The following is an 18,372-nucleotide window of genomic DNA, read 5'->3' as shown; positions in this document are numbered from 1 at the left end:
CGTAATCTGCCTTTAAATGGCCCCGCCGAAGCGGGGCTGCGATTTCACGCTCTACCAATTTGCCATATCAAGCAAATCCTTTAAAAACTGATTTTGCGCTTTGCGAAGATTGTAGATGCACTCCTCTCGCAAAGCTGAAAACATCGATCCATCGTGTTCCGTTTTCCACTTTGCCCCGGCATTACGTGGTAATTCGCAGTACCTCACGGATGCATCTTGCGTTTCCATGTACTCATCGAGCAACTTCGCATGGACGTTGCCGTTCCGCATAGTCGCACGCAACTTGTTATAGATAAATTTGCTCTGGACCATCAGGTCTTTCTGTAATTCGGAATAGCATTCGGCGTCACCGTAACCGCCCCCCAAATGCTGCAGGCAATCCGAGTTCGACTTAGCGACCGCAAGACTAGAAAATAATACACCCGAGATAAAAAAAACTACCATGATCCTAATGAGATGCATCGTAAACTCCTGAGACAAATAAACGAGCTTCGGCAATCCGGCGATTCTTGACGCCACGATTCGTTCCCACCCGATACGTCAGTATAAAATCATGCATATCATCATAATGGCCAGAATTAACTTTTCTAATAATTTCGCTGGCGCCGTCTCCTGAGCCACAGTTATATACGATACTCACAAGGGCATCGTATTCGAACTGAAACAACGGGACCTTCATGTCAGCATCCAGACGTCTTTCTACCTCGGCAACGTTCCGCCGTCTGAACTCTCGCGCACGTTCCACGCTGATCACCTGCCCGACTTCGATGCGGTCGGCAGGGACAATGCGATGCCCACATCCAACAGTAGGAATTCCAACATTGTCCCGATAGGCTGTTAAGATGAACCCCTCTGTTACTTGATGACCTTTGTACACGCCATTTAACACCCCTGACTCCCATACAGCGGTAAAAGACAACCCCTCCGGGCTAACATGCCACGGCTTGCCGATCCTGTCCGACTGGAGAATTACAAGTGAGTTGGGGTTTGTATCTCAGTGCTGCTCCCAGTGCATCAGGCATTACGCCTCCCTGTGACCGATAAAAAGGTGAATAGATCGCGCGCCCTCTGTTCGATAGCGCTTGGTGCGTCCCTGCAAATCGGTAATGCCGTGAACAAGTTCGCCCGATGGAAGTCGGGCGGTGTAATACGTATCAGGGAGTGCGTTACCTCCGGCATCTGTTAATGTGAACCGCTGATCGAAACGATTCCGGGAGCGTCGGCGACAATCGCAAGCCCATGCGTAACCGAGGGCTTCGGCCATTTCGTAACCGTTTGAATACGACTTCAGCCTATCGAACGGAAACCATTCGCCGGTTTCGGCGTTCAGTGCCATTGCGGACGGCATTGGCGGGAAGTTTGAGTAGATTGAATAGGTGATACGGCAAAGTTGGCACTCTTCGTTGCCCCCGGTTTCATTCTGTTTCTGTTGTTCCATCTGGCCTCCTCTGATTCTCCAGAACAAACCCGACGAATTAACCATCGAAAGCAGTCACGGTCAACACCTTTAAATTGAGATTTAAACTTTTTGACAAATATTTACAATGATTCCGGGCATTTCATTTCCAGGCGTGTCCTGCCGGTAGCGCGGCCGAATAAAACAGTCGGCATTCCTATCTCGTTATTAAATTGACAGTTGCTGACGCTGTTCTTTGACCCGGCGCGTCAATTCCGACGTTTTCGCATGTCGCGCTCGATGTTTTTCTTGATCTCACCGTGTTCCTGGTATTTGCGGCGCGGCGTCATTGCGCCTTCGGCGCCGAAAGTCGACGTGAAGCGGGCGGCTATGGCTGCGGCTTCGGGTAATCTGCTCGTGTCCGACGCCGATGCCGAAACATCCATCTTTGCACCACCCGCCCTCATGCTATCGTTACCGGCCTAATGCGCTTTCTGACAACTCGCTACGCCGGAGATTAACGGCGTAAGCAGTAAAACCGCCAATATCAATCGTTTCATCTCCGCTCCTCGCGTCTGTGCTTCGTGACGCTGCCAACGGATAATCTGTGATCGCAGCACCGGGCATGCCCAACCCAACCACGCAGGCCACGAAGACCGACAGCAAAGCGAAACGTTCAGGCACGTCTAATGCGCGCGACGACGATACCGGGCTCCTACATCGAAAGGAGAAGCTATGTCCACCACGCCGTCCGCTATCAGACATCCCGCCACACATCCATCGAAACTCGCGCCCCGCGATCTTCGGACTGTTGAGCCCCATCTCGTATGGAATGTTCGTCGGCGCGTTGATCTTTGACCTGACCTACATGAGCACACGTAACGTGTTCTGGGGCAAGGGCGCCGCGTGGCTCATTACGGTGGGCCTGATCATTGCCATCATTCCGCGCCTGCTCAATTTCGGTCACGTCTGGTTGCAGCGACGTCGCCGCGTCACGCGTATCGAAAGAATCGACTTCTGGCTCAATCTGCTCGCCATCATCGCGGCGATCGTCAATGCATTCGTGCACAGCCGCGACGCTTATGCGATGGTCCCGGACAACGTGATTCTGTCGGTCATCACCGTCGTGCTGCTGAGCATCGCCCACGTCGCGATGGCAATGAACAGGCTCGATCTCCCCGAGGTGACTCATGGCTAAGCTGATCGCCGGCAGCGCGTTCGTCATCACCATCTCCGTGTTGATGAGCGGCTGCCACGTACGGGCAGAGTACGACCCCTCGCAGCAGGCCGGAGCGAATCCGTCGATACCGCGGGCACGCAACTTCTTCGCACCGCCGATGCAGGTGCCGAAATACGTGGGATGGAAAAATGGCGCGACGCCCAAGGTGGCGACGGCCTGAAGATCGAGAAGATCGCCTCGGGACTCGTGCACCCTCGCCAGATCTATACGCTTCCCAATGGTGACGTTCTCGTCGCGGAAGCCAATAGCCCGAACGAGGAGGCCGTTACCACGCCGAAGCAGGTCATCGCCGGGCTGATCGAAGCCAGATCGGGAAAGAAGGCCGACGGCGCGAATCGCATTACGCTGCTCAGAAAGCCTGCCAACGGCAGTGGCGAATGGGAGCGGTATGTGTTCATCGACCATCTGCATTCCCGGTTCGGCATGCAGCTCGTCGGCGACACACTCTATGTCGCCGATACCGATGCGATCCTGAAGTTTCCATACAAGACGGGCGAAACCACCATCAGCGAGCGCGGCGTCGAACTCGCCGATCTCCCCGATACGATCAACCATCACTGGACCAAAGCCCTGCTCGCCGGTCGCGATGGCAAGAAGCTCTATGTGGGAGTCGGCTCCAACAGCAATGTCGGCGAGAACGGGCTGGAGGTCGAGTACCGGCGCGCGGACGTACTCGAAATCGATACGGCGACGGGCGCAAGCCGCATTTACGCGGCGGGCATTCGCAATCCGACCGGCCTGCAATGGGAACCGACGACGGGCCGGCTCTGGGCCATCGCGAACGAGCGCGACGAGATCGGCCCCGATCTCGTGCCCGACTATCTGACGTCGGTGAAGGAGAATGCTTTCTACGGCTGGCCGTACAGCTATTACGGCCAGCACGTCGATCCGCGTGCTCAACCGCAGCGTCCCGACCTCGTCGCGAAGGCGATTGCCCCAGACTTCTCGATCGGCTCGCATGTCGCGCCGCCAGGACTGACCTTCTATACCGGCAACAGCCTGCCCTCGCAGTATCGCGGCGGCGCGTTCATCGGTGCGCATGGCAGTTGGGACCGCTCGCCGTTGAGCGGTTATGTGGTGTCGTACGGGACGTTCGAGAACGGCAAGCCCGCCGGTGCGCCGAAAGACGTCGTGATGGGCTTTATGTCGCCGGATCAGAAGGAGTTGTATGGCGCGCCCGTGGGCGTCGCCAAGGATCGCGACGGCGGCCTACTGATCGCCGATGACGTCGGCAACACGGCGTGGCGCGTGACGGGCGCGGGCGGCTGATGCGCGCATCGCAATCGCCTGCCGCGTGGATGCACCGTTGCGGACACCGCGACCCAGTGATGACTTCCCCGGCGATCCACTGGTCCAACCGGCGGCGCTTGCTGATCATGCTCGTGCTGAGCGGATCGGCAATGTGGTATGCCGACGACCGTGCGCCTGCCCGACGTGCAGGTGCCGGGCACCGAGCAGCTGTCGCGCTTCGGCAGCAAGTACGCGGACGAGCCGGGCTCCGATAATCTCGCGGGCGTGAAATCGCCGGCCGTCGACGCGATCCTGCGCAAGGTGCTGGGCGCGCAAACGCGCGAGCAGCTCGTCGACGCGACCCACGCGCTCGACCGGGTACTGATGAACGGCTATTACGTGATTCCGCACTGGTATTCCGCGGTTCATCGCATCGCGTACGGAACAACCTCGTCTATCCGGCGAAGCTGCCGCTTTACTTCGCCGCCGACGAATGGGTACTGTCGACATGGTGGCAGAAGACGGCTGGACTGAATCTTGCGTCTCCTCAATCATTGGAGGAAAACGATCATGACCAGACTACTCTTTGCAATCATCGTGGCAGTCGGCCTGGCGGGCTGCGTCGTCGCCCCGCCGCCGCCCAGCTCTGGCTACGGTTATGAGCCAGCGCCCGCCTATGGCTATGCCCCCGGGTATTACGTCGCGCCCTCCGTGAGCCTCGGCATCGGCATTGGCGGCTACTGGGGTGGCCATGGGGGCCATTGGCACGGTCATTGAAACAGCCGTTCCCGAAAGTCCACGAGCGCTCTACCGAACCAGGGTAAACATCCATCCTCCCACGAAGCACTTCAAAATGGTTGGTGTACGGAGTATATTCGCGTTCAGCAAATATCTACTGAACGGAGGAGGACGTCATGCAATTTCATCTCAACGGTTTCCGGGTCGGCGATCCGACGATCGAGCCAGTCATCGGCAATGCGCATGCGGCGCAGATGCCCGAGACGGTCGACGTGCTGATCGTCGGCAGCGGCCCTGCCGGACTCGTACTGGCGGCGCAGCTGTCGCAATTCCCGTCGATCAGCACGCGCGTCGTCGAGCGTCGCGACGGACCGTTGCAGATGGGTCAGGCCGATGGCGTGGCGTGCCGTACCGTCGAGATGTTCAATGCGTTCGGCCTCAGTGACCGCCTGCTGCAAGAAGCCTATTGGGTCAATGAAACAGTATTCTGGCGACCCGATGCAAATGACCGCGGCGCGATCAGTCGTACCGGCCGAGTTCAGGATACCGAAACAGGCCTTTCGGAATTTCCGCACGTCATCGTCAATCAGGCCCGCATCCAGGAATATCTGCTCGACGTGATGCGCCGCTCCGCGCGACGGATCGAACCGGACTACGGCCTCGAAGTGGTCGACGTTCAGCGCGACGATACGCACGAATACCCGGTGCTGGTCACGCTGCGCCATACCGATCCTGCGCGGCTCGACGAGACCGTGTCCGTGCGTGCGCGCTATGTCGTCGGTTGCGACGGCGCTCGCAGCCGCGTACGCACCGCCATCGGACAAACGCTGCGTGGTGACGCGGCCAACCATGCGTGGGGCGTGATGGATGCGCTGGCGGTCAGCGACTTTCCGGACATCCGGCTGAAAGCGGCGATTCAGTCCGCGAGCAGGGGCAACCTGCTGATCATTCCGCGTGAAGGCGGATATCTGGTCCGCTTCTACGTCGACCTCGGCGATGTCACCCCGGAGAACCGCGACAGCATCAAGCAGATCACGGTCGATCGCATCATCGAGACGGCGCAGCGCATCCTCCATCCCTATACGCTCGACGTAAAAGAAGTGGCGTGGTTCTCGGTCTATGAGGTCGGGCAGCGCCTCACCGACCGCTTCGACGATGCCATCGCCGCCGACGGCACTTCGCGCGAGCCTCGCGTGTTCATCGCGGGCGACGCCTGCCACACGCATAGCGCCAAAGCGGGTCAGGGCATGAACGTGTCGATGCAGGACGGCTTCAATCTCGGCTGGAAGCTCGGCGCGGTGCTGGAGGGCCGCAGCGACGCCGCTCTGTTGCGCACGTATTCGGACGAGCGCCAACCTATTGCGCAGGAGCTGATCGATTTCGACAAGGAATGGTCGGCGATGATGGCCGCGCCGCCGAAGGATCCCAACCGGCCCGAGGCGGGCGGCGTCGATCCCGCGGAGCTTCAGGCGTACTTCGTTCGCGCTGGCCGCTACACGGCTGGCGTCGCAACGCGTTACCGGCCGGCCACCCTGACCGGTGAAGCGACGCATCAAGCGCTCGCCAAAGGCTTTGCGATCGGTACGCGCTTTCACTCGTCGCCTGTCGTTCGCCTCGCTGATGCAAAACCGTTCCATCTAGGGCATGCCGCGCAAGCGGACGGCCGCTGGCGCCTGTACGCTTTCGCGGACGCGTCGCATCGTGCGCTGGATGCGCTGTGCGAGCATCTCGACAAGTCGCCCGATTCCGTTTTGAGGCTCTTCACGCCGAAGGACGCCGACGTGGACAGCGTTCTCGATCTGCGCGCGGTGCTGCAACAGCCGCATCGCGAAGTCCGCCTCGAAGACGTCCCCGCCCTCCTGCTGCCGCGCAAGGGTCGCCACGGCCTCATCGACTACGAAAAGGCATTTACGAGCGACGCGACGACTGATATCTTCGACGAGCGCGGCATCGATCGCGAACAAGGTGCACTCGTCGTGGTACGTCCCGATCAATACGTGGCCCATGTTCTCCCATTGAATGCGTATGCGGAGTTGAACGCCTTCTTTCGGCCCATCTTTCGCGTGCGTTAAACCATAACGAAACCCAAACCTCCGAAATTGCCGATCAAACCCGAAGACGCCGGGGCGCTCCCCAAATTTACTGGCAGCCTGGTGCGCCGTGCCCAACAGCGCCATGCAGCGGTCTGGCTGAGCGAGGTTTCCGCGGAGATCACGAGCGTGCAGTACGCGGCGCTCGAGGTCTTGCACGAGACGCCTGGCGTCAGTCAGCGGCAACTCGGAGACAAACTCGACGTGGATCGTTCGACGATTGCCGATCTCGTTGCACGCATGGTGCGCAACGGCCAGATCGAGCGCGCGGACGATCCTGTCGACAAGCGCAGTTATGTGCTGTTTCTCACCACTGCCGGTAAGAAGCAGCTCTCGGCCTTGCGTCCGCGCGTCGAGCAGGTCGAGCGCATTCTCACTGAAAGACTGACGGCAAGCGAATTGGCGCAGTTGCGCCGGCTGCTTTCGGCACTGTTGCCGCCGCGGACTTGATGCGCTTGCTCCTGAAGACCGCCTGCCGTCGCGGTCTTCCAGACAGCGCCTCCATTTCGGCTCCCATAGCCCCCTCCCCGCCGCCACCTGGTTAGAACCGGGTGCCTTTCCAGAACAAATGACGGACGACGCACGCGAGCCCGCACATCTGTTCCGGCACGCAACCTGAAACGAAAACCGCGCCAGCGGACATTCGCACGATCCGGCATCCGCCAACCCCGCTGCGGCTCGCTTCATGCCAGCGCGGCGATCGCGCTTGGCTTATTCCAGCAGCGCCATGCACGTCGTACCGCCGCTTACGCTCAAGCGCGATAACGATAGCGCTCGATATTATTTGTGCACTACCGAGCGCCTCTCTACGATCTCCGGACCTACACTTCGATCTCTTTTCAAAACATGGCTACGACAAAAGCGCTCAAGGCCGCACTCCTCTCGGTTCTCGTTACATGCGGCATCGTCAGCGCGCAACCGGCGCTCGCGGCGGGACAAACGGTGCGAGTCGGCATCATGTCCGGCGAGGACGAAGACGTGTGGCGTGCGGTCGCGGCCAATGCCGCCAGGCAGGGCGTCACCGTCAAGATCACGACCTTCTCCGACTATACGCAGCCGAACCAAGCGCTCGCGGAACACGACCTCGATGCGAATTCGTTCCAGCACAAGCCATATCTCGACGCGCAGATCGCGGCGCGCCACTATCGGATCGTGCCGGTCGGCTATACCTACCTGCAGCCGATCGGTCTCTACTCGCGCAAGGTGAAATCGGTCGCGGCGCTGCCGCAGGACGCGGCGATCGGCGTGCCGAACGATCCGAGCAATGAAGGCCGCGCGCTGCTTCTGCTGCAGGCGAATGGACTGATCAAGCTGCGCCCCGACGTCGGCCTGCTGCCGACCGCGCGCGACATCGCGGAGAATCCGAAGCACGTCCAGATCAAGGAACTCGACGCCGGCATCGTCGGCCGCGCGATTGGCGACCTCGACGCTGCCGTCGTCAATACCGACTGGGCGATCAAAGCGGGCATCAAGATTCCGCAGGAACGCATCGCGCAGGAGAAAGTGCCGGGCAACCCGTACCGCAACTTCATCGCGGTCAACGCGAAAGACGCGAACGCTGCGTGGGTGAAGACGATCGTCGACAGCTACCAGCAGACCAACGTCGCCGCGGCGATCCTGACCGTTTATCACGGCGCCACGCTGCCGGCATGGGATGGCGCGCCCCAGCACTAACCTGACGCACGAACAACGCGCGACTCACGCCGCGGCGCTTCGGCCGCCGCGCATCCTGCCTTCTTCATTGCCCTCCTGATCGTATCGTCCGTCATGTCCATTAACAGAACGCTCCACGACCGCCGCACCTTCCTGAAACTTTCGCTCGGCGCCGCAGCGGCCGCGGCAGCACCGCTTTCGTTCGCGCAAGGCAACGCGCGCACGCTGCGCGTCGGCAATCAGAAGGGTTACCTGAATCTGCTGAAGGGCCGCCGCACCCTCGAAAAACGGCTCGCGCCGCTGAACGTATCGGTTACATGGACCGAGTTCGCGGCGGGCCCCGTGCAACTGGAAGCACTGAACGTCGGCTCGATCGATTTCGGCGACGTCGGCGAAGCACCGCCGATCTTCGCACAGGCCGCCGGCGCACCGTTGGCCTATGTGGCGGCGACCGTCAAGCGGCCGCGGTCGGAAGCGGTGCTGGTGCTGCCGCAATCGACGCTCCGCTCGGTCGCGGACCTGAAGGGCAAACGGATCGCGCTCAACAAAGGCAGCAACGTCCACTACTTTCTCGTCAAACTACTGCGTCAGCATGGCCTGCAATACGGCGACGTAAAGCTCGTGTTCCTCGCGCCCGCCGATGCACGCGCCGCGTTCGAGCGGGCGTCGATCGACGCGTGGGTCATCTGGGATCCTTTCTTCGCCGCGGCGGAGCAATCGCTCGGCGCTCGCGTGATTGCCGATGCAAGCGGCGTAGTCGGCAATCGGGGATTCTACTTCTCGTCGCAGAGTTATGCGGCGAACAATCCCGACGTAGTCCGGATCCTGATCGAAGAACTCGACAAGGTCGATCAGTGGGGCAAGCAGAACAAGGATCAGCTCGCCAGCGAACTCGCGCGGCTATGGGGTCTGCCGAAGCAGGTCGTGGACGTGGCGGTGCAGCGTCAGCAGTTCGGCACGCAGCCGATTACCCGCGCGATTCTCGGCGAGCAGCAACAGATCGCCGATACGTTCCTCGATCTCGGCCTGATTCCGAAGCACGTCGACGTGCTGAAGGCGGCGCCTTCGAATCTCGCGTAGGCGTATGGGCGGTGGAACGACGCCGCACCCGCGTCAACGCTCGGAGACCGACCGCGTTGGCGTAGCCTGCTGTTCCGGCGGGGCGTCGCTGTGCTCCGTCATACGCCGCACCGAACTCACGCCGGCCGCGATCAACGCGAGCGCCGCGGCAATGCCGGCAATCAACGTGAGGTGCCGGCCATGCACGAGTCCGAACACGATGGACACCGCCACCGCGCCGCTCGACTGGCCGAGCAGACGACCCATCGATTGCAGGCCGGACGCGCCGCCGCTGCGATGCCGCGGCGCACTGCCGATGATCACGCGGTTGTTCGGCGACTGAAAGATACCGAAGCCGAGGCCGCAGACCGCGAGCCGCCACACGATGTCGAAACGCGTCGCCGTCTCGCCGAGCTGGCAGAGCATCGCGAGTCCGCACCCGAACACGACGAGCCCGACGCTGCTGATGCGTCCCGGCGCCCACCGATCGGACAGCCGGCCCGCGACCGGTGCGATCAACGCGGTCACGAGCGGCCACGGCGTCATCAGAATGCCTGTCTGTGTTTCCGACAGCTTCAGCGTCTGCTCGAAGTAGAACGGCAGCATGATGTACGCCATCGTCTGCGCCGCGAACGAGCAGATCGACGTCGCCATCGACAATGAAAACACCGGCATGCGCAGCAGGTCGATGGGCAGCATCGGGGTCGCGAGCCGGCTTTCGCGTCGCACGAACAGCACGCCGGCCACCAGTGCGATCGCGACCATCGCGGCGCCGCGCTGCGTCGCGCCCGCCTGGTTGAATGCCGCGAGACCGGAGATCAGCAGGCCGAATGTGAGCGCGTTGAGCAGGACGCTCAGGCCGCTCAGGCGAGCCCCCGAGGTCGGCGTCGCGGGCAACGTGCGCGCGCCGATCGACAGCGCCAGCACGCCGAGCGGCACGTTGACGAGGAACAGCCACTGCCAGTGCGCGACCGCCAGAATCGCCGACGCGATACTCGGCCCCGCCGCCGACGAAACGGCCACCACCAGCGACGAATAGCCGACGCCGACGCCAAGCCGTGCCTTCGGGAAGACGAAGCGCACCAGCGCGATATTCACGCTCATGATGCCGGCCGCGCCGAAGCCCTGAAACACGCGAGCGACCGCAAGCACCAGCAGCGTGTGCGCATTCGCGCAGGCGAACGACGCCAGCGTGAAAAGTGCGAGTCCGTAGCAGTAGACCCGTTTGTAGCCGAGGCTGTCCCCGAGCACCGCGAGCGGCAGCAAGGACACCGAGATCGCCAGTTGATACGCGTTGACGACCCAGATCGCGTTTGCGGGCGATACCGCGAGGTCGTTGCTGATGGTGGGCAGCGCGACGTTGACGATCGAGGTGTCGAGCACCGACATCGTCATCGCGATGGCGATCGCGATGTACGCAAACGCGCGTTGGGGATTGGGCAGGCCGTCGGTCATGGTGCAAGCGGGTCGAAAGAAAATGCGCGGGCGACTGCGTGCGGCGCGGGCGCCGTCGCGGGTGCATTGTTGCAACTCTGACTCGCGGGAGCAAGGTTGCACTCGATACCGGAATGATGGCTACCCGGCTTGTCTCCCCGGGGTCTTGCGATTCGCGAGCGCGTGGATACGCGCGCTCGTCAGGCATGACACGTGCAACCCCTGAATCGGGACACAGTTGACGTTACTGCGCCACACGTTGTAAATCTGTCGGGATCGTCGCCGCTATCGGCGCCGGCGAAGCACGCATGGAAACGAAACGCCCTTTTTTCACGATCGGCCACTCGACGCGTCCGTTGCAGGAATTCGTCGACTTACTGAAAGGCGAGCAGATCGCCTTGCTCGTCGACGTGCGCAGCATCCCGCGCTCGCGGACCAACCCGCAGTTCAATCGCGACACGCTGCCCGCCTCGCTCGCACCGGAACATATCGACTACATGCATCTCGCCGCGCTCGGCGGACGCCGCAGCAGGCGCAAGGATGACGCGCCGTCGCCGAATGCGTACTGGACGCATCCGGCCTTTCGCAACTATGCCGACTATGCAATGAGCGACGCGTTCCGCGAGGGACTGGCGCAACTTCTGACGCTCGGTCATCGGCAGCGCTGCGCGATCATGTGCTCGGAGGCGGTCTGGTGGCGCTGCCACCGGCGTATCATTACGGACTATCTGCTGATGCACGATGAAACCGTCCTGCACATCATGGACGCACATCACACGAACGCCGCCACGATGACACCGGGCGCCGAGCCCCAGGCCGACGGCACGCTGATCTATCCGGCTCAGGCGCAGAACTGAGCCGACTCACGACACGACTGCGCACCAGTCACCTCGCACCGCTTTATGGCTGTTAGCACCAAACGTCCGTCGAAACTCGACACGCTGCTTCGCGACATCCGCGCCTGCACGCTGTGCGCACCCATGCTGCCGCACGCGCCCCGCCCCGTGCTCGCCGCGTCCACGCGGGCGCGCATTCTGATCATCGGGCAAGCGCCAGGCGCGCGCGTGCATGCGTCGGGGGTGCCGTGGAGCGACGCGAGCGGCGCGCGTCTGCGGACATGGCTCGGCGTCGACGACACGACCTTCTACGACGCTTCCAGATTCGCCATCGTGCCCATCGGCTTCTGTTTTCCGGGCCGCGGCGCGAGCGGCGACCTGCCGCCTCGGCCCGAGTGCGCCGGCCGTTGGCACCGCGAATTGCTCGCGCAAATGCGTTCGGTGAAATTGACGCTGCTGATCGGACAATACGCGCAGCGCTTTGGCCTCGGCGACGCGTTTGGCCCGACCTCGACCGAAACGCTCGTCAGGTGGGCCGAGTTTGGACCGCATGTGATGCCGCTGCCGCATCCGTCGCCGCGCAATATCGCGTGGTTCAAGCGCAATGCCTGGTTCGAGGGCGCGGTGCTGCCGACGTTGCGCGAGCACGTGGCGACGGTGTTGGCGGGCGGCGAGCTTTGAGCGCCGCGCACCCATCCGCGCGATCAGCCGCTCGTGGTAAACACGCATCCTGACCCGGCGTCCCAATCTTCGGAACGGTTACGGGTATACATGGATTAGGAGTCGCTACCGCACTGCACTAACATTTTTGCGGTACCGCACGGCTCGTATCGAGCGCTTCCGAATCGGGGTTGCACGTCCCACGCCAAACTCTCGCGCTGCCCCGCGAACTCCCGGTGCCGTCCAGCATCTGCACGCAATCGACGCAACGTCGACCACATCGACCAATGAAGACAAGAACCGGAGGATCAGATGGCACAGCAACGGGATGACGATCAAAAAAACAGCGGCAACGGTTTCAGCACGGCGCGGCGGGGGCTGATGCAGGGCGCGGGACTCGGCGCAGCGCTTTCGCTGATGGGCGCGCTAGGCGGCGCGGGCGGTCTGATCGGCACCGCGCAGGCAGCGCAGACGGCTTTTCCGTCGCACAAGAAGTGGAGGATCGTGTTCGTCAATCACGTCACCACCAACCCGTTCTTCGTGCCCACGCAGTACGGCATTCAGGATGCCTGCTCACTGCTCAACATGGATTATCAGTGGACCGGCTCGGCCACGTCCGATGCCGGCGAAATGGTCCGCGCCGTGAACTCGGCGATTGCCGCGAAGGCCGACGCCATCGCGGTGCCGATCGTCGATCCGAGCGCTTTCGACAAGCCCATCCTGGCCGCGCTCGACGCCGGAATTCCGGTGTTCGCGTACAACGCCGACGCGCCGCGCGGCAAGAAGAATCCGCGCCTCGCGTATATCGGCCAGGACCTGTATCTGTCGGGCTACCAGATGGGCGAGCGCATCGTCAGTCTGATCGACAGCGGCATGGTCGGGCTGTTCATCGCCACGCCGGGGCAGCTCAACATCCAGCCGCGTCTGGACGGTGCGAGCGACGCCATCAAGAAGTCCGGCAAGAAGATCGACATCCAGACCGTGGCCACGGGCGCGACCGTCAACGAGGAGCTGTCGAAGATCAAGGCGTTCTACCTGGGCCACCAGGACCTGAAAGGCATGTTCGCGGTGGATGCGGGCAGCACGCAGGGCGTCGCGCAGGTGATGAAAGAGTCGAACCTGCCGTCCAAAGGCGTGCACGGCGGCGGCTTCGACCTGCTGCCGAGCACGATCCAGCTGATCCACGAAGGTTTCCTCGACTTCACCATCGATCAGCAGCCCTACGTCCAGGGTTTCTATACGGTGATGGAGGCGTTCGTGTTCCTCAGCTCCGGCGGCCTCGTCGGCCCGGCCGACATCAACACCGGCCTGAAATTCGTGACGAAGGATAACGTCGAGCCGTACCTGAATACCTCGACGCGCTTTGAAGGCAAGACCGACAAGGAGCAAATCGTTCCGAGATCCGGCGCAATCAAGTCCTGATGAATACAGTGAACGAAACCAGCAAAGCGGTCCGCGCGTCCCGGCGCGCGGGCGTTTCCTTCGCGTCTCAATGGGCGGCCGAGCTGCGCATCCTGCTCGTGGCCGTGCTGCTGGCCGCCTACTTCGAATTCGCAAACCACGATTTCCTGCTCACCAACGCGAGCCTCGTCAACCTGTCGCAGTTCATCGCGCCGGTGGCGATCATCGCGTTCGGCGAAATCATGTTGATGATCGGCGGCGACATCGATCTGTCGGCGGGCATGGTGTTCGCGTTCGCGCCATTCATGATGGTGTTCGCGAATGACGCGGGCGCGCCGATGTGGCTCGCCGTGATCGCGGGGCTCGTGGCCGCGGGAATCGTCGGCTTCGTGAACGGGGCGGTGTCGGTTTGGCTGCGGCTGCCCTCGTTCGTTACGACGCTCGGCACGCTCTTTCTGATCAACGGTATCACGCTCACGATCTCGCGCGGCACGCCCGCCGCCACGCCGGGATCGCCCACCTTCGCCGCGTTCATGGGCGCGTGGGGCTACAGCGAGATCATCTGGACCCTGGTGATCGCGGCCGCGATGCACGTGCTGTTGCGACATACACGCTGGGGCCTGCATACGCAGGCCGCGGGTGCGAATCCGCTCGGCGCGAGCGAGGCCGGCATACATGTGAAGCGACTGCGCCTCGGCAACTTCGTCCTCGCCGCGGTGCTGGCGGGCTTCACCGGCATGCTCGAAGCCTTTCGCATTACCTCGATCGACCCGCAGGCCGGCGGCAACCAGATCATGTTCCTTGCCGTGGCCGCCGCCGTGATCGGCGGCACGCCGCTCACGGGCGGCTCGGGCACCATCGTGGGCGGACTCATCGGCGCAGCGGTGCTCGGCATTCTGAACGACGGCTTTACACTGATCGGTATCAACGCGTTTACGTTCAACATCATTCTTGGCGCCGCGATTCTGGCGGCGATGATCTTCAACATCCACGTCGGGCGCATTCGCCGCAAGGGTGGACGATGATGGACCAATCGCAAACCTCCTCCGCGGGCGCCAATGCCACGGCCGCTGCGCGCAGCGCGCCGAACGCCCCGCTCGCGCTGCGCGGCGACAGCCTCGTCAAGCGCTTCGGCGCGGTGACGGCGCTCGATGGCGTCTCGCTCACGCTCGGCAAGGGCGAGATCCTCGGCATACTCGGCGACAACGGCGCGGGCAAGTCCACGCTCGTGAAGATCCTCACGGGCTTTCATCAGCAAACGAGCGGCACGCTCCACATCGACGACGAGGAGACGCTGTTGCGCTCGGTCGATCATGCGCGTTCGCTCGGCATCGAATGCGTGTATCAGGATCTCGCGCTCGCGAATTCGCTGAGTATTTACCACAACATGTTCCTGAACCGCGAAATCGTGCGGCGCGGGCCGTTCAGGCTGCTCGACCACAAACGGATGCGCGAGCGCGCGGCGCAATGCCTCGACGATATCGGCGTGCACGTGCCTTCGGTGGATTTGCCCGTGGAGCGTCTTTCGGGCGGCCAGCGCCAGGCGATCGCCGTGGCGCGCGCCGTGCATTCGAACGCGAAAATCCTGTTGCTCGACGAACCGCTCGCCGCGATGGGCGCGCGCGAGGCGGGACTCATCATCGACCTACTGATGCGCTTGAAGGAAAAAGGCGGCCTCTCGATCATCATGATCATGCACAACTATGCGCAGACGCTCGATATCGCGGATCGCATCATGTTGATGCAGCGAGGCCGCGTGACCTACGAGCAACAGAGCGCGCTGACTTCGGTGGCGGAGCTGATGGACATCGTGCAGCGGGAATACCGGGCCATGCGCGCCGGCGGCGCACAGTGAGCCCGCCACGGCCCGCGACACCGCGCAACTCAGGTCAAAAATCGATCTTCGCGTTCACGCTGACCATACGCGGATCGCCCGGCGCGATGTAGTCCGAGTACTGGAACATCCAGTAGCGGCGATTCGTGATGTTGTCGATCGCCGCGCGCAGCGTCACGTCGTGCCCACCGATGCGCGTCAGATAGTTCGCCCCGATGTTTACGATCATGTGCTTCATCGACGGCCTACTGAATCAGCGGACCTTCATTGCGATTCAGGAGGCGCTGCGATGCTTCGACAATGTGGACTGGCGATGGGCGCCGTCGTTCACTCGCGACGCACTCTGCGCCGATACCGTTATGTGTTCATCGTACGAGAGCCGCAGGACGAGAAACATGATCATCGGCGACACCGGCGAAAGATGCCGCAGAAATGACCCGTAGTCCGGCTCGAAAATAGCTTGCGTTGACAGGAAACTGACCAGAAAACAAAAACAAAGCGTCTCGAATCGGCCCACCGGAAATAGCGCCGCCGCGGAGCGATAACGCATAAACACAATCGCAAAAGTGAAAAACACGCCAATGCCGCCCAGCATTTGCAGCGGAGAACCCGACGTAATCAACCGCACCGGCAAAACGAAGGTCGCCAGTGTGATGGCGACGTTCGCCACGCCAATGAACATACCACTGCCTGGAATGAACTGTACGATCATCGACCCCACTTCCTCCGGGTCCCGCCACTCATTGGCGTTCTGCCTTGCGAAATCCAGTGATTCGCCATAGGCCTTCTGGAACACGAAGGCGACCATCACAAACATGGCCAGCGCGAAAAAGATCAATGAAACCGGCCTTCTGAAGCCGTTTGGCGCGAAATAAAGAAACACGGTTGCGGCCAGTGTAATGCCCCAGTACGATCTGAAGTACACGGCTACCAGCGCTGCCAGGACGACAAACAAAACCAATATCGCACGCGACGAGTTGTAAAACAGCATCAGAAGAACCAGAACCGAAATGATGATTTCTTTCGATGGAACACCGATGTAGACGGTCTGATTGGCGAGCCAGAACGCAACCAGAAAGAACTCGGCCGGTTTTAGCGAAGTGGCACCGGAACGCCAGACGGCGACAAACATGCCGATAGTCGATGCGAGAAATCCTATCAAAGAAATGGAGAAACTCTGGAGACCGAAAAAGTTGAACAGCCACGCGAGATTGTCAAATGAGTCGCCAAACGCCCTGAAAGCCGTGACGGTCTTCATCCGGTCGAAGATCACCAGTTCATCCAACAGAAAACGCGCCGGCAACGTGCTCTCGTGAAACGCGGAGATCGCATAAAGTGCGATGAACAGAATGAACCAGACCACGGCCGACACGCCTGGACTCGCATTCCTGCCGATGATGCCGGGGAGTTTTACAATGCGCATTCTCTTTCCCTGAACAAGTGAGCGACTCGCCTCGCGGTGGAGGAGCTAAACTTGCAGCGTCGCTGATTTTTGAGCGCAGAGATCACGGCGCTTCAAAACTAGGTTGGCGATTCAAATAAGCGTCCGGCTCCTTGCCGATCTTGAGCGCCTGGTAAGTACCCGCACTTGCCACGATCGTTCCACAGACGCTGAGCAGAAGAAGCGAGTGGATGAACCCGACGCCGAGGAATTGAGCCGTCGCAAAGATCAGGAAGATCGATACGGCATTGACTGCTTGAATCATCAAGTCGATCTTCAGCCGGTTCGCGACAATGAATACCTGAGCCATCGAGCCATAGATCGCCATCGTGATGAAATAGGGAACAAAGATCAGGTACACGGACATCGACGGTTCCCATTCGTCGCCCATCTTCATGTGGATAATGAGGCTAAGGCCTGCATAGCACGCTGCCACAAGAGAAATGCTGATAAACGTCAGCATAGTAAAAAACTGTTTCGAGGGATTCACTCTGTCTTTTCTGTGGCCGTCGAAATAATCGATCAGATCGCGGCGGAAGACAGCGCCCAAACTTTGCGACAAGAGGGACGCAGGGAAGTACCCCACACGATACGCCAGCGCAAAGATGCCGGCTTCACGATGATCGAAGATCATCGGCATCAAAATGGCGGACGCATAGATCACGAATGAATTCAGCGTAGTGGTCGGCACACCAAATTTTGCATACTGGATCTGAAGCGCGGAGAACCTGAGGAAGGCCAACGGGATCATCCGGCGCGCCGAGTAAAGGCAGATCGCGGCCGGCACAACGGTCGAGGCCAGAAAAATCCAGCTATAGATGTTGAATACGGTGGTGCCTGTGCACTCCCCTTTCGAAAACATCATCATGCAGACGAAGTAGACGGCGAACGCAGCATTAGGGAAGAACCGGATCGTCGCGATTTGCGCGTACTTTCTTTCGGTGGTGAGTGCTCCGCACAACGCCTGTTGCAGGAACACGCCAAGTGCCAGACCGATAACAGGTATGTATTCCGTATGCCCGGCCGCTGCCGTGGCCACCACGAGCGCCACGCCGATCCCTATGGCGACCGCACTGGAACTCGTCATTGCGCGCACGGCCTGGGCCTTGTCCGCCGCCATGCACGCAACCTCCAGACGCAAGCCGATCACCGACCCGATAAAAAGACCACCGGCCATGAGCTGGCTGAAATACCCGAGAGCCGTCGGCCCGCAGAACTTCCCGATCAATAGAATCGAAACGAAATTGAGCGCCTGACTCAGTACGACTCCAGCGATACTGACGATCGAATGTTTGATATTCACAATTTATCTACGTCGAAGTCCGGGTGAATTTTTCATCGCTCTACACGACGATAGTTG

18 protein-coding genes and 3 pseudogenes are annotated in these 18,372 nt (G+C 61.0%); 14 read left to right on the top strand and 7 right to left on the bottom strand.

Features of this window, described 5'->3' with window-relative positions; all coding sequences use genetic code 11:
• Positions 1–51: 51 nt before the first annotated feature.
• The 3 genes from OKW40_RS02635 to OKW40_RS02625 form a co-directional block, all read right to left on the bottom strand.
• Entirely contained in the window at positions 52–462 is a 411-nt protein-coding gene (locus OKW40_RS02635; protein WP_429487970.1) for a hypothetical protein, read from the bottom strand.
• Positions 449–889: a lysozyme gene (locus OKW40_RS02630; protein ID WP_429487968.1), complete on the bottom strand. Its 441-nt coding sequence runs from the start codon at positions 887–889 to the stop codon at positions 449–451. Before OKW40_RS02630 ends, OKW40_RS02635 begins: the two co-directional genes overlap by 14 nt.
• A 132-nt stretch (positions 890–1,021) precedes the next feature.
• Positions 1,022–1,438, bottom strand: a complete 417-nt coding sequence (locus tag OKW40_RS02625; RefSeq protein ID WP_429487967.1) for a hypothetical protein — start codon at positions 1,436–1,438, stop codon at positions 1,022–1,024.
• A 198-nt stretch (positions 1,439–1,636) separates the two neighbouring features.
• On the opposite strand from OKW40_RS02625, the gene OKW40_RS02620 reads away from it, so the two are divergent.
• The 9 genes and pseudogenes from OKW40_RS02620 (at position 1,637) to OKW40_RS02580 (ending at position 9,427) form a co-directional block, all read left to right on the top strand.
• A complete protein-coding gene (locus OKW40_RS02620) occupies positions 1,637–1,882 on the top strand; it encodes a hypothetical protein (protein ID WP_429487965.1) in 246 nt (81 codons plus the stop codon).
• 325 nt (positions 1,883–2,207) lie between these two features.
• Positions 2,208–2,594: a DUF2231 domain-containing protein gene (locus OKW40_RS02615; RefSeq protein WP_429487963.1), complete on the top strand. Its 387-nt coding sequence runs from the start codon at positions 2,208–2,210 to the stop codon at positions 2,592–2,594.
• Positions 2,587–3,905, top strand: a pseudogene (locus tag OKW40_RS02610) (PQQ-dependent sugar dehydrogenase). The gene OKW40_RS02615 and the pseudogene OKW40_RS02610 overlap by 8 nt, the downstream one beginning before the upstream one ends.
• A 144-nt stretch (positions 3,906–4,049) precedes the next feature.
• A pseudogene (locus OKW40_RS02605) lies at positions 4,050–4,393 on the top strand (ABC transporter substrate-binding protein); the annotation flags it as partial.
• 43 nt (positions 4,394–4,436) lie between these two features.
• The gene (locus tag OKW40_RS02600; RefSeq protein WP_184058998.1) at positions 4,437–4,643 is read left to right on the top strand and encodes a hypothetical protein; all 207 of its coding nucleotides are present in this window, start codon (positions 4,437–4,439) and stop codon (positions 4,641–4,643) included.
• 137 nt (positions 4,644–4,780) lie between these two features.
• Positions 4,781–6,676, top strand: a complete 1,896-nt coding sequence (locus tag OKW40_RS02595; protein ID WP_429487961.1) for an FAD-binding monooxygenase — start codon at positions 4,781–4,783, stop codon at positions 6,674–6,676.
• Positions 6,677–6,703: 27 nt separating this feature from the next.
• Positions 6,704–7,144: a MarR family winged helix-turn-helix transcriptional regulator gene (locus OKW40_RS02590; RefSeq protein ID WP_429487959.1), complete on the top strand. Its 441-nt coding sequence runs from the start codon at positions 6,704–6,706 to the stop codon at positions 7,142–7,144.
• A 396-nt stretch (positions 7,145–7,540) separates the two neighbouring features.
• Positions 7,541–8,368: a MetQ/NlpA family ABC transporter substrate-binding protein gene (locus OKW40_RS02585; protein ID WP_429487957.1), complete on the top strand. Its 828-nt coding sequence runs from the start codon at positions 7,541–7,543 to the stop codon at positions 8,366–8,368.
• Between the two features lie 93 nt (positions 8,369–8,461).
• Positions 8,462–9,427 carry a sulfonate ABC transporter substrate-binding protein gene (locus OKW40_RS02580; RefSeq protein WP_429487956.1) on the top strand — a complete coding sequence of 322 codons (966 nt, stop codon included), beginning with the start codon at positions 8,462–8,464 and terminating at the stop codon, positions 9,425–9,427.
• Between the two features lie 33 nt (positions 9,428–9,460).
• Here the strand turns inward: OKW40_RS02580 and OKW40_RS02575 are convergent, their stop codons facing one another.
• Positions 9,461–10,861, bottom strand: coding sequence for an MFS transporter (locus OKW40_RS02575; RefSeq protein ID WP_429487954.1), 1,401 nt, complete (start codon positions 10,859–10,861; stop codon positions 9,461–9,463).
• A 287-nt stretch (positions 10,862–11,148) separates the two neighbouring features.
• On the opposite strand from OKW40_RS02575, the gene OKW40_RS02570 reads away from it, so the two are divergent.
• The 5 genes from OKW40_RS02570 to OKW40_RS02550 all read left to right on the top strand — a co-directional run bounded on the left by OKW40_RS02570 (position 11,149) and on the right by OKW40_RS02550 (position 15,592).
• Positions 11,149–11,697, top strand: a complete 549-nt coding sequence (locus tag OKW40_RS02570) for a DUF488 family protein (protein ID WP_429354716.1) — start codon at positions 11,149–11,151, stop codon at positions 11,695–11,697.
• 45 nt (positions 11,698–11,742) lie between these two features.
• Complete coding sequence (locus tag OKW40_RS02565; protein ID WP_184059010.1) at positions 11,743–12,357, top strand: uracil-DNA glycosylase family protein; 615 nt, start codon at positions 11,743–11,745, stop codon at positions 12,355–12,357.
• A gap of 291 nt (positions 12,358–12,648) precedes the next feature.
• On the top strand, positions 12,649–13,758 hold the full coding sequence (locus OKW40_RS02560) for a sugar ABC transporter substrate-binding protein (RefSeq protein ID WP_429487952.1): 1,110 nt from the start codon (positions 12,649–12,651) through the stop codon (positions 13,756–13,758).
• Positions 13,758–14,762, top strand: a complete 1,005-nt coding sequence (locus OKW40_RS02555) for an ABC transporter permease (RefSeq protein ID WP_090811666.1) — start codon at positions 13,758–13,760, stop codon at positions 14,760–14,762. Before OKW40_RS02560 ends, OKW40_RS02555 begins: the two co-directional genes overlap by 1 nt.
• Positions 14,762–15,592 (top strand): ATP-binding cassette domain-containing protein, encoded by an 831-nt coding sequence (locus OKW40_RS02550; RefSeq protein WP_187613076.1) that lies wholly within the window; start codon positions 14,762–14,764, stop codon positions 15,590–15,592. The genes OKW40_RS02555 and OKW40_RS02550 overlap by 1 nt, the downstream gene beginning before the upstream one ends.
• A gap of 34 nt (positions 15,593–15,626) precedes the next feature.
• Here the strand turns inward: OKW40_RS02550 and OKW40_RS02545 are convergent.
• The 3 genes and pseudogenes from OKW40_RS02545 to OKW40_RS02535 form a co-directional block, all read right to left on the bottom strand.
• Positions 15,627–15,800 (bottom strand): annotated as a pseudogene (locus OKW40_RS02545) (hypothetical protein); the annotation flags it as partial.
• 45 nt (positions 15,801–15,845) lie between these two features.
• A complete protein-coding gene (locus OKW40_RS02540) occupies positions 15,846–16,994 on the bottom strand; it encodes a hypothetical protein (protein ID WP_429487951.1) in 1,149 nt (382 codons plus the stop codon).
• 82 nt (positions 16,995–17,076) lie between these two features.
• Positions 17,077–18,315 (bottom strand): lipopolysaccharide biosynthesis protein, encoded by a 1,239-nt coding sequence (locus OKW40_RS02535; RefSeq protein ID WP_429487950.1) that lies wholly within the window; start codon positions 18,313–18,315, stop codon positions 17,077–17,079.
• Between the last annotated feature and the right edge of the window lie 57 nt (positions 18,316–18,372).

It is taken from the genome of Paraburkholderia sp. RAU6.4a, assembly GCF_050435625.1.
In the GTDB taxonomy this organism is placed as follows: Bacteria; Pseudomonadota; Gammaproteobacteria; order Burkholderiales; family Burkholderiaceae; genus Paraburkholderia; species Paraburkholderia tuberum.
Note: the sequence above shows the minus strand (reverse complement) of the source record. Positions and strands in the feature narration are given on the sequence as shown.

Excerpts from the sequence above, each read along its gene's own strand:
- OKW40_RS02635 (WP_429487970.1), bottom strand. The coding sequence starts at position 462 with ATGCATCTCATTAGGATCATGGTAGTTTTTTTTATCTCGGGTGTATTA.
- OKW40_RS02625 (WP_429487967.1), bottom strand. The coding sequence starts at position 1,438 with ATGGAACAACAGAAACAGAATGAAACCGGGGGCAACGAAGAGTGCCAA.
- OKW40_RS02600 (WP_184058998.1), top strand. The coding sequence starts at position 4,437 with ATGACCAGACTACTCTTTGCAATCATCGTGGCAGTCGGCCTGGCGGGC.
- OKW40_RS02595 (WP_429487961.1), top strand. The coding sequence starts at position 4,781 with ATGCAATTTCATCTCAACGGTTTCCGGGTCGGCGATCCGACGATCGAG.
- OKW40_RS02585 (WP_429487957.1), top strand. The coding sequence starts at position 7,541 with ATGGCTACGACAAAAGCGCTCAAGGCCGCACTCCTCTCGGTTCTCGTT.
- OKW40_RS02580 (WP_429487956.1), top strand. The coding sequence starts at position 8,462 with ATGTCCATTAACAGAACGCTCCACGACCGCCGCACCTTCCTGAAACTT.
- OKW40_RS02575 (WP_429487954.1), bottom strand. The coding sequence starts at position 10,861 with ATGACCGACGGCCTGCCCAATCCCCAACGCGCGTTTGCGTACATCGCG.
- OKW40_RS02570 (WP_429354716.1), top strand. The coding sequence starts at position 11,149 with ATGGAAACGAAACGCCCTTTTTTCACGATCGGCCACTCGACGCGTCCG.
- OKW40_RS02565 (WP_184059010.1), top strand. The coding sequence starts at position 11,743 with ATGGCTGTTAGCACCAAACGTCCGTCGAAACTCGACACGCTGCTTCGC.
- OKW40_RS02560 (WP_429487952.1), top strand. The coding sequence starts at position 12,649 with ATGGCACAGCAACGGGATGACGATCAAAAAAACAGCGGCAACGGTTTC.
- OKW40_RS02555 (WP_090811666.1), top strand. The coding sequence starts at position 13,758 with ATGAATACAGTGAACGAAACCAGCAAAGCGGTCCGCGCGTCCCGGCGC.
- OKW40_RS02550 (WP_187613076.1), top strand. The coding sequence starts at position 14,762 with ATGGACCAATCGCAAACCTCCTCCGCGGGCGCCAATGCCACGGCCGCT.
- OKW40_RS02540 (WP_429487951.1), bottom strand. The coding sequence starts at position 16,994 with ATGCGCATTGTAAAACTCCCCGGCATCATCGGCAGGAATGCGAGTCCA.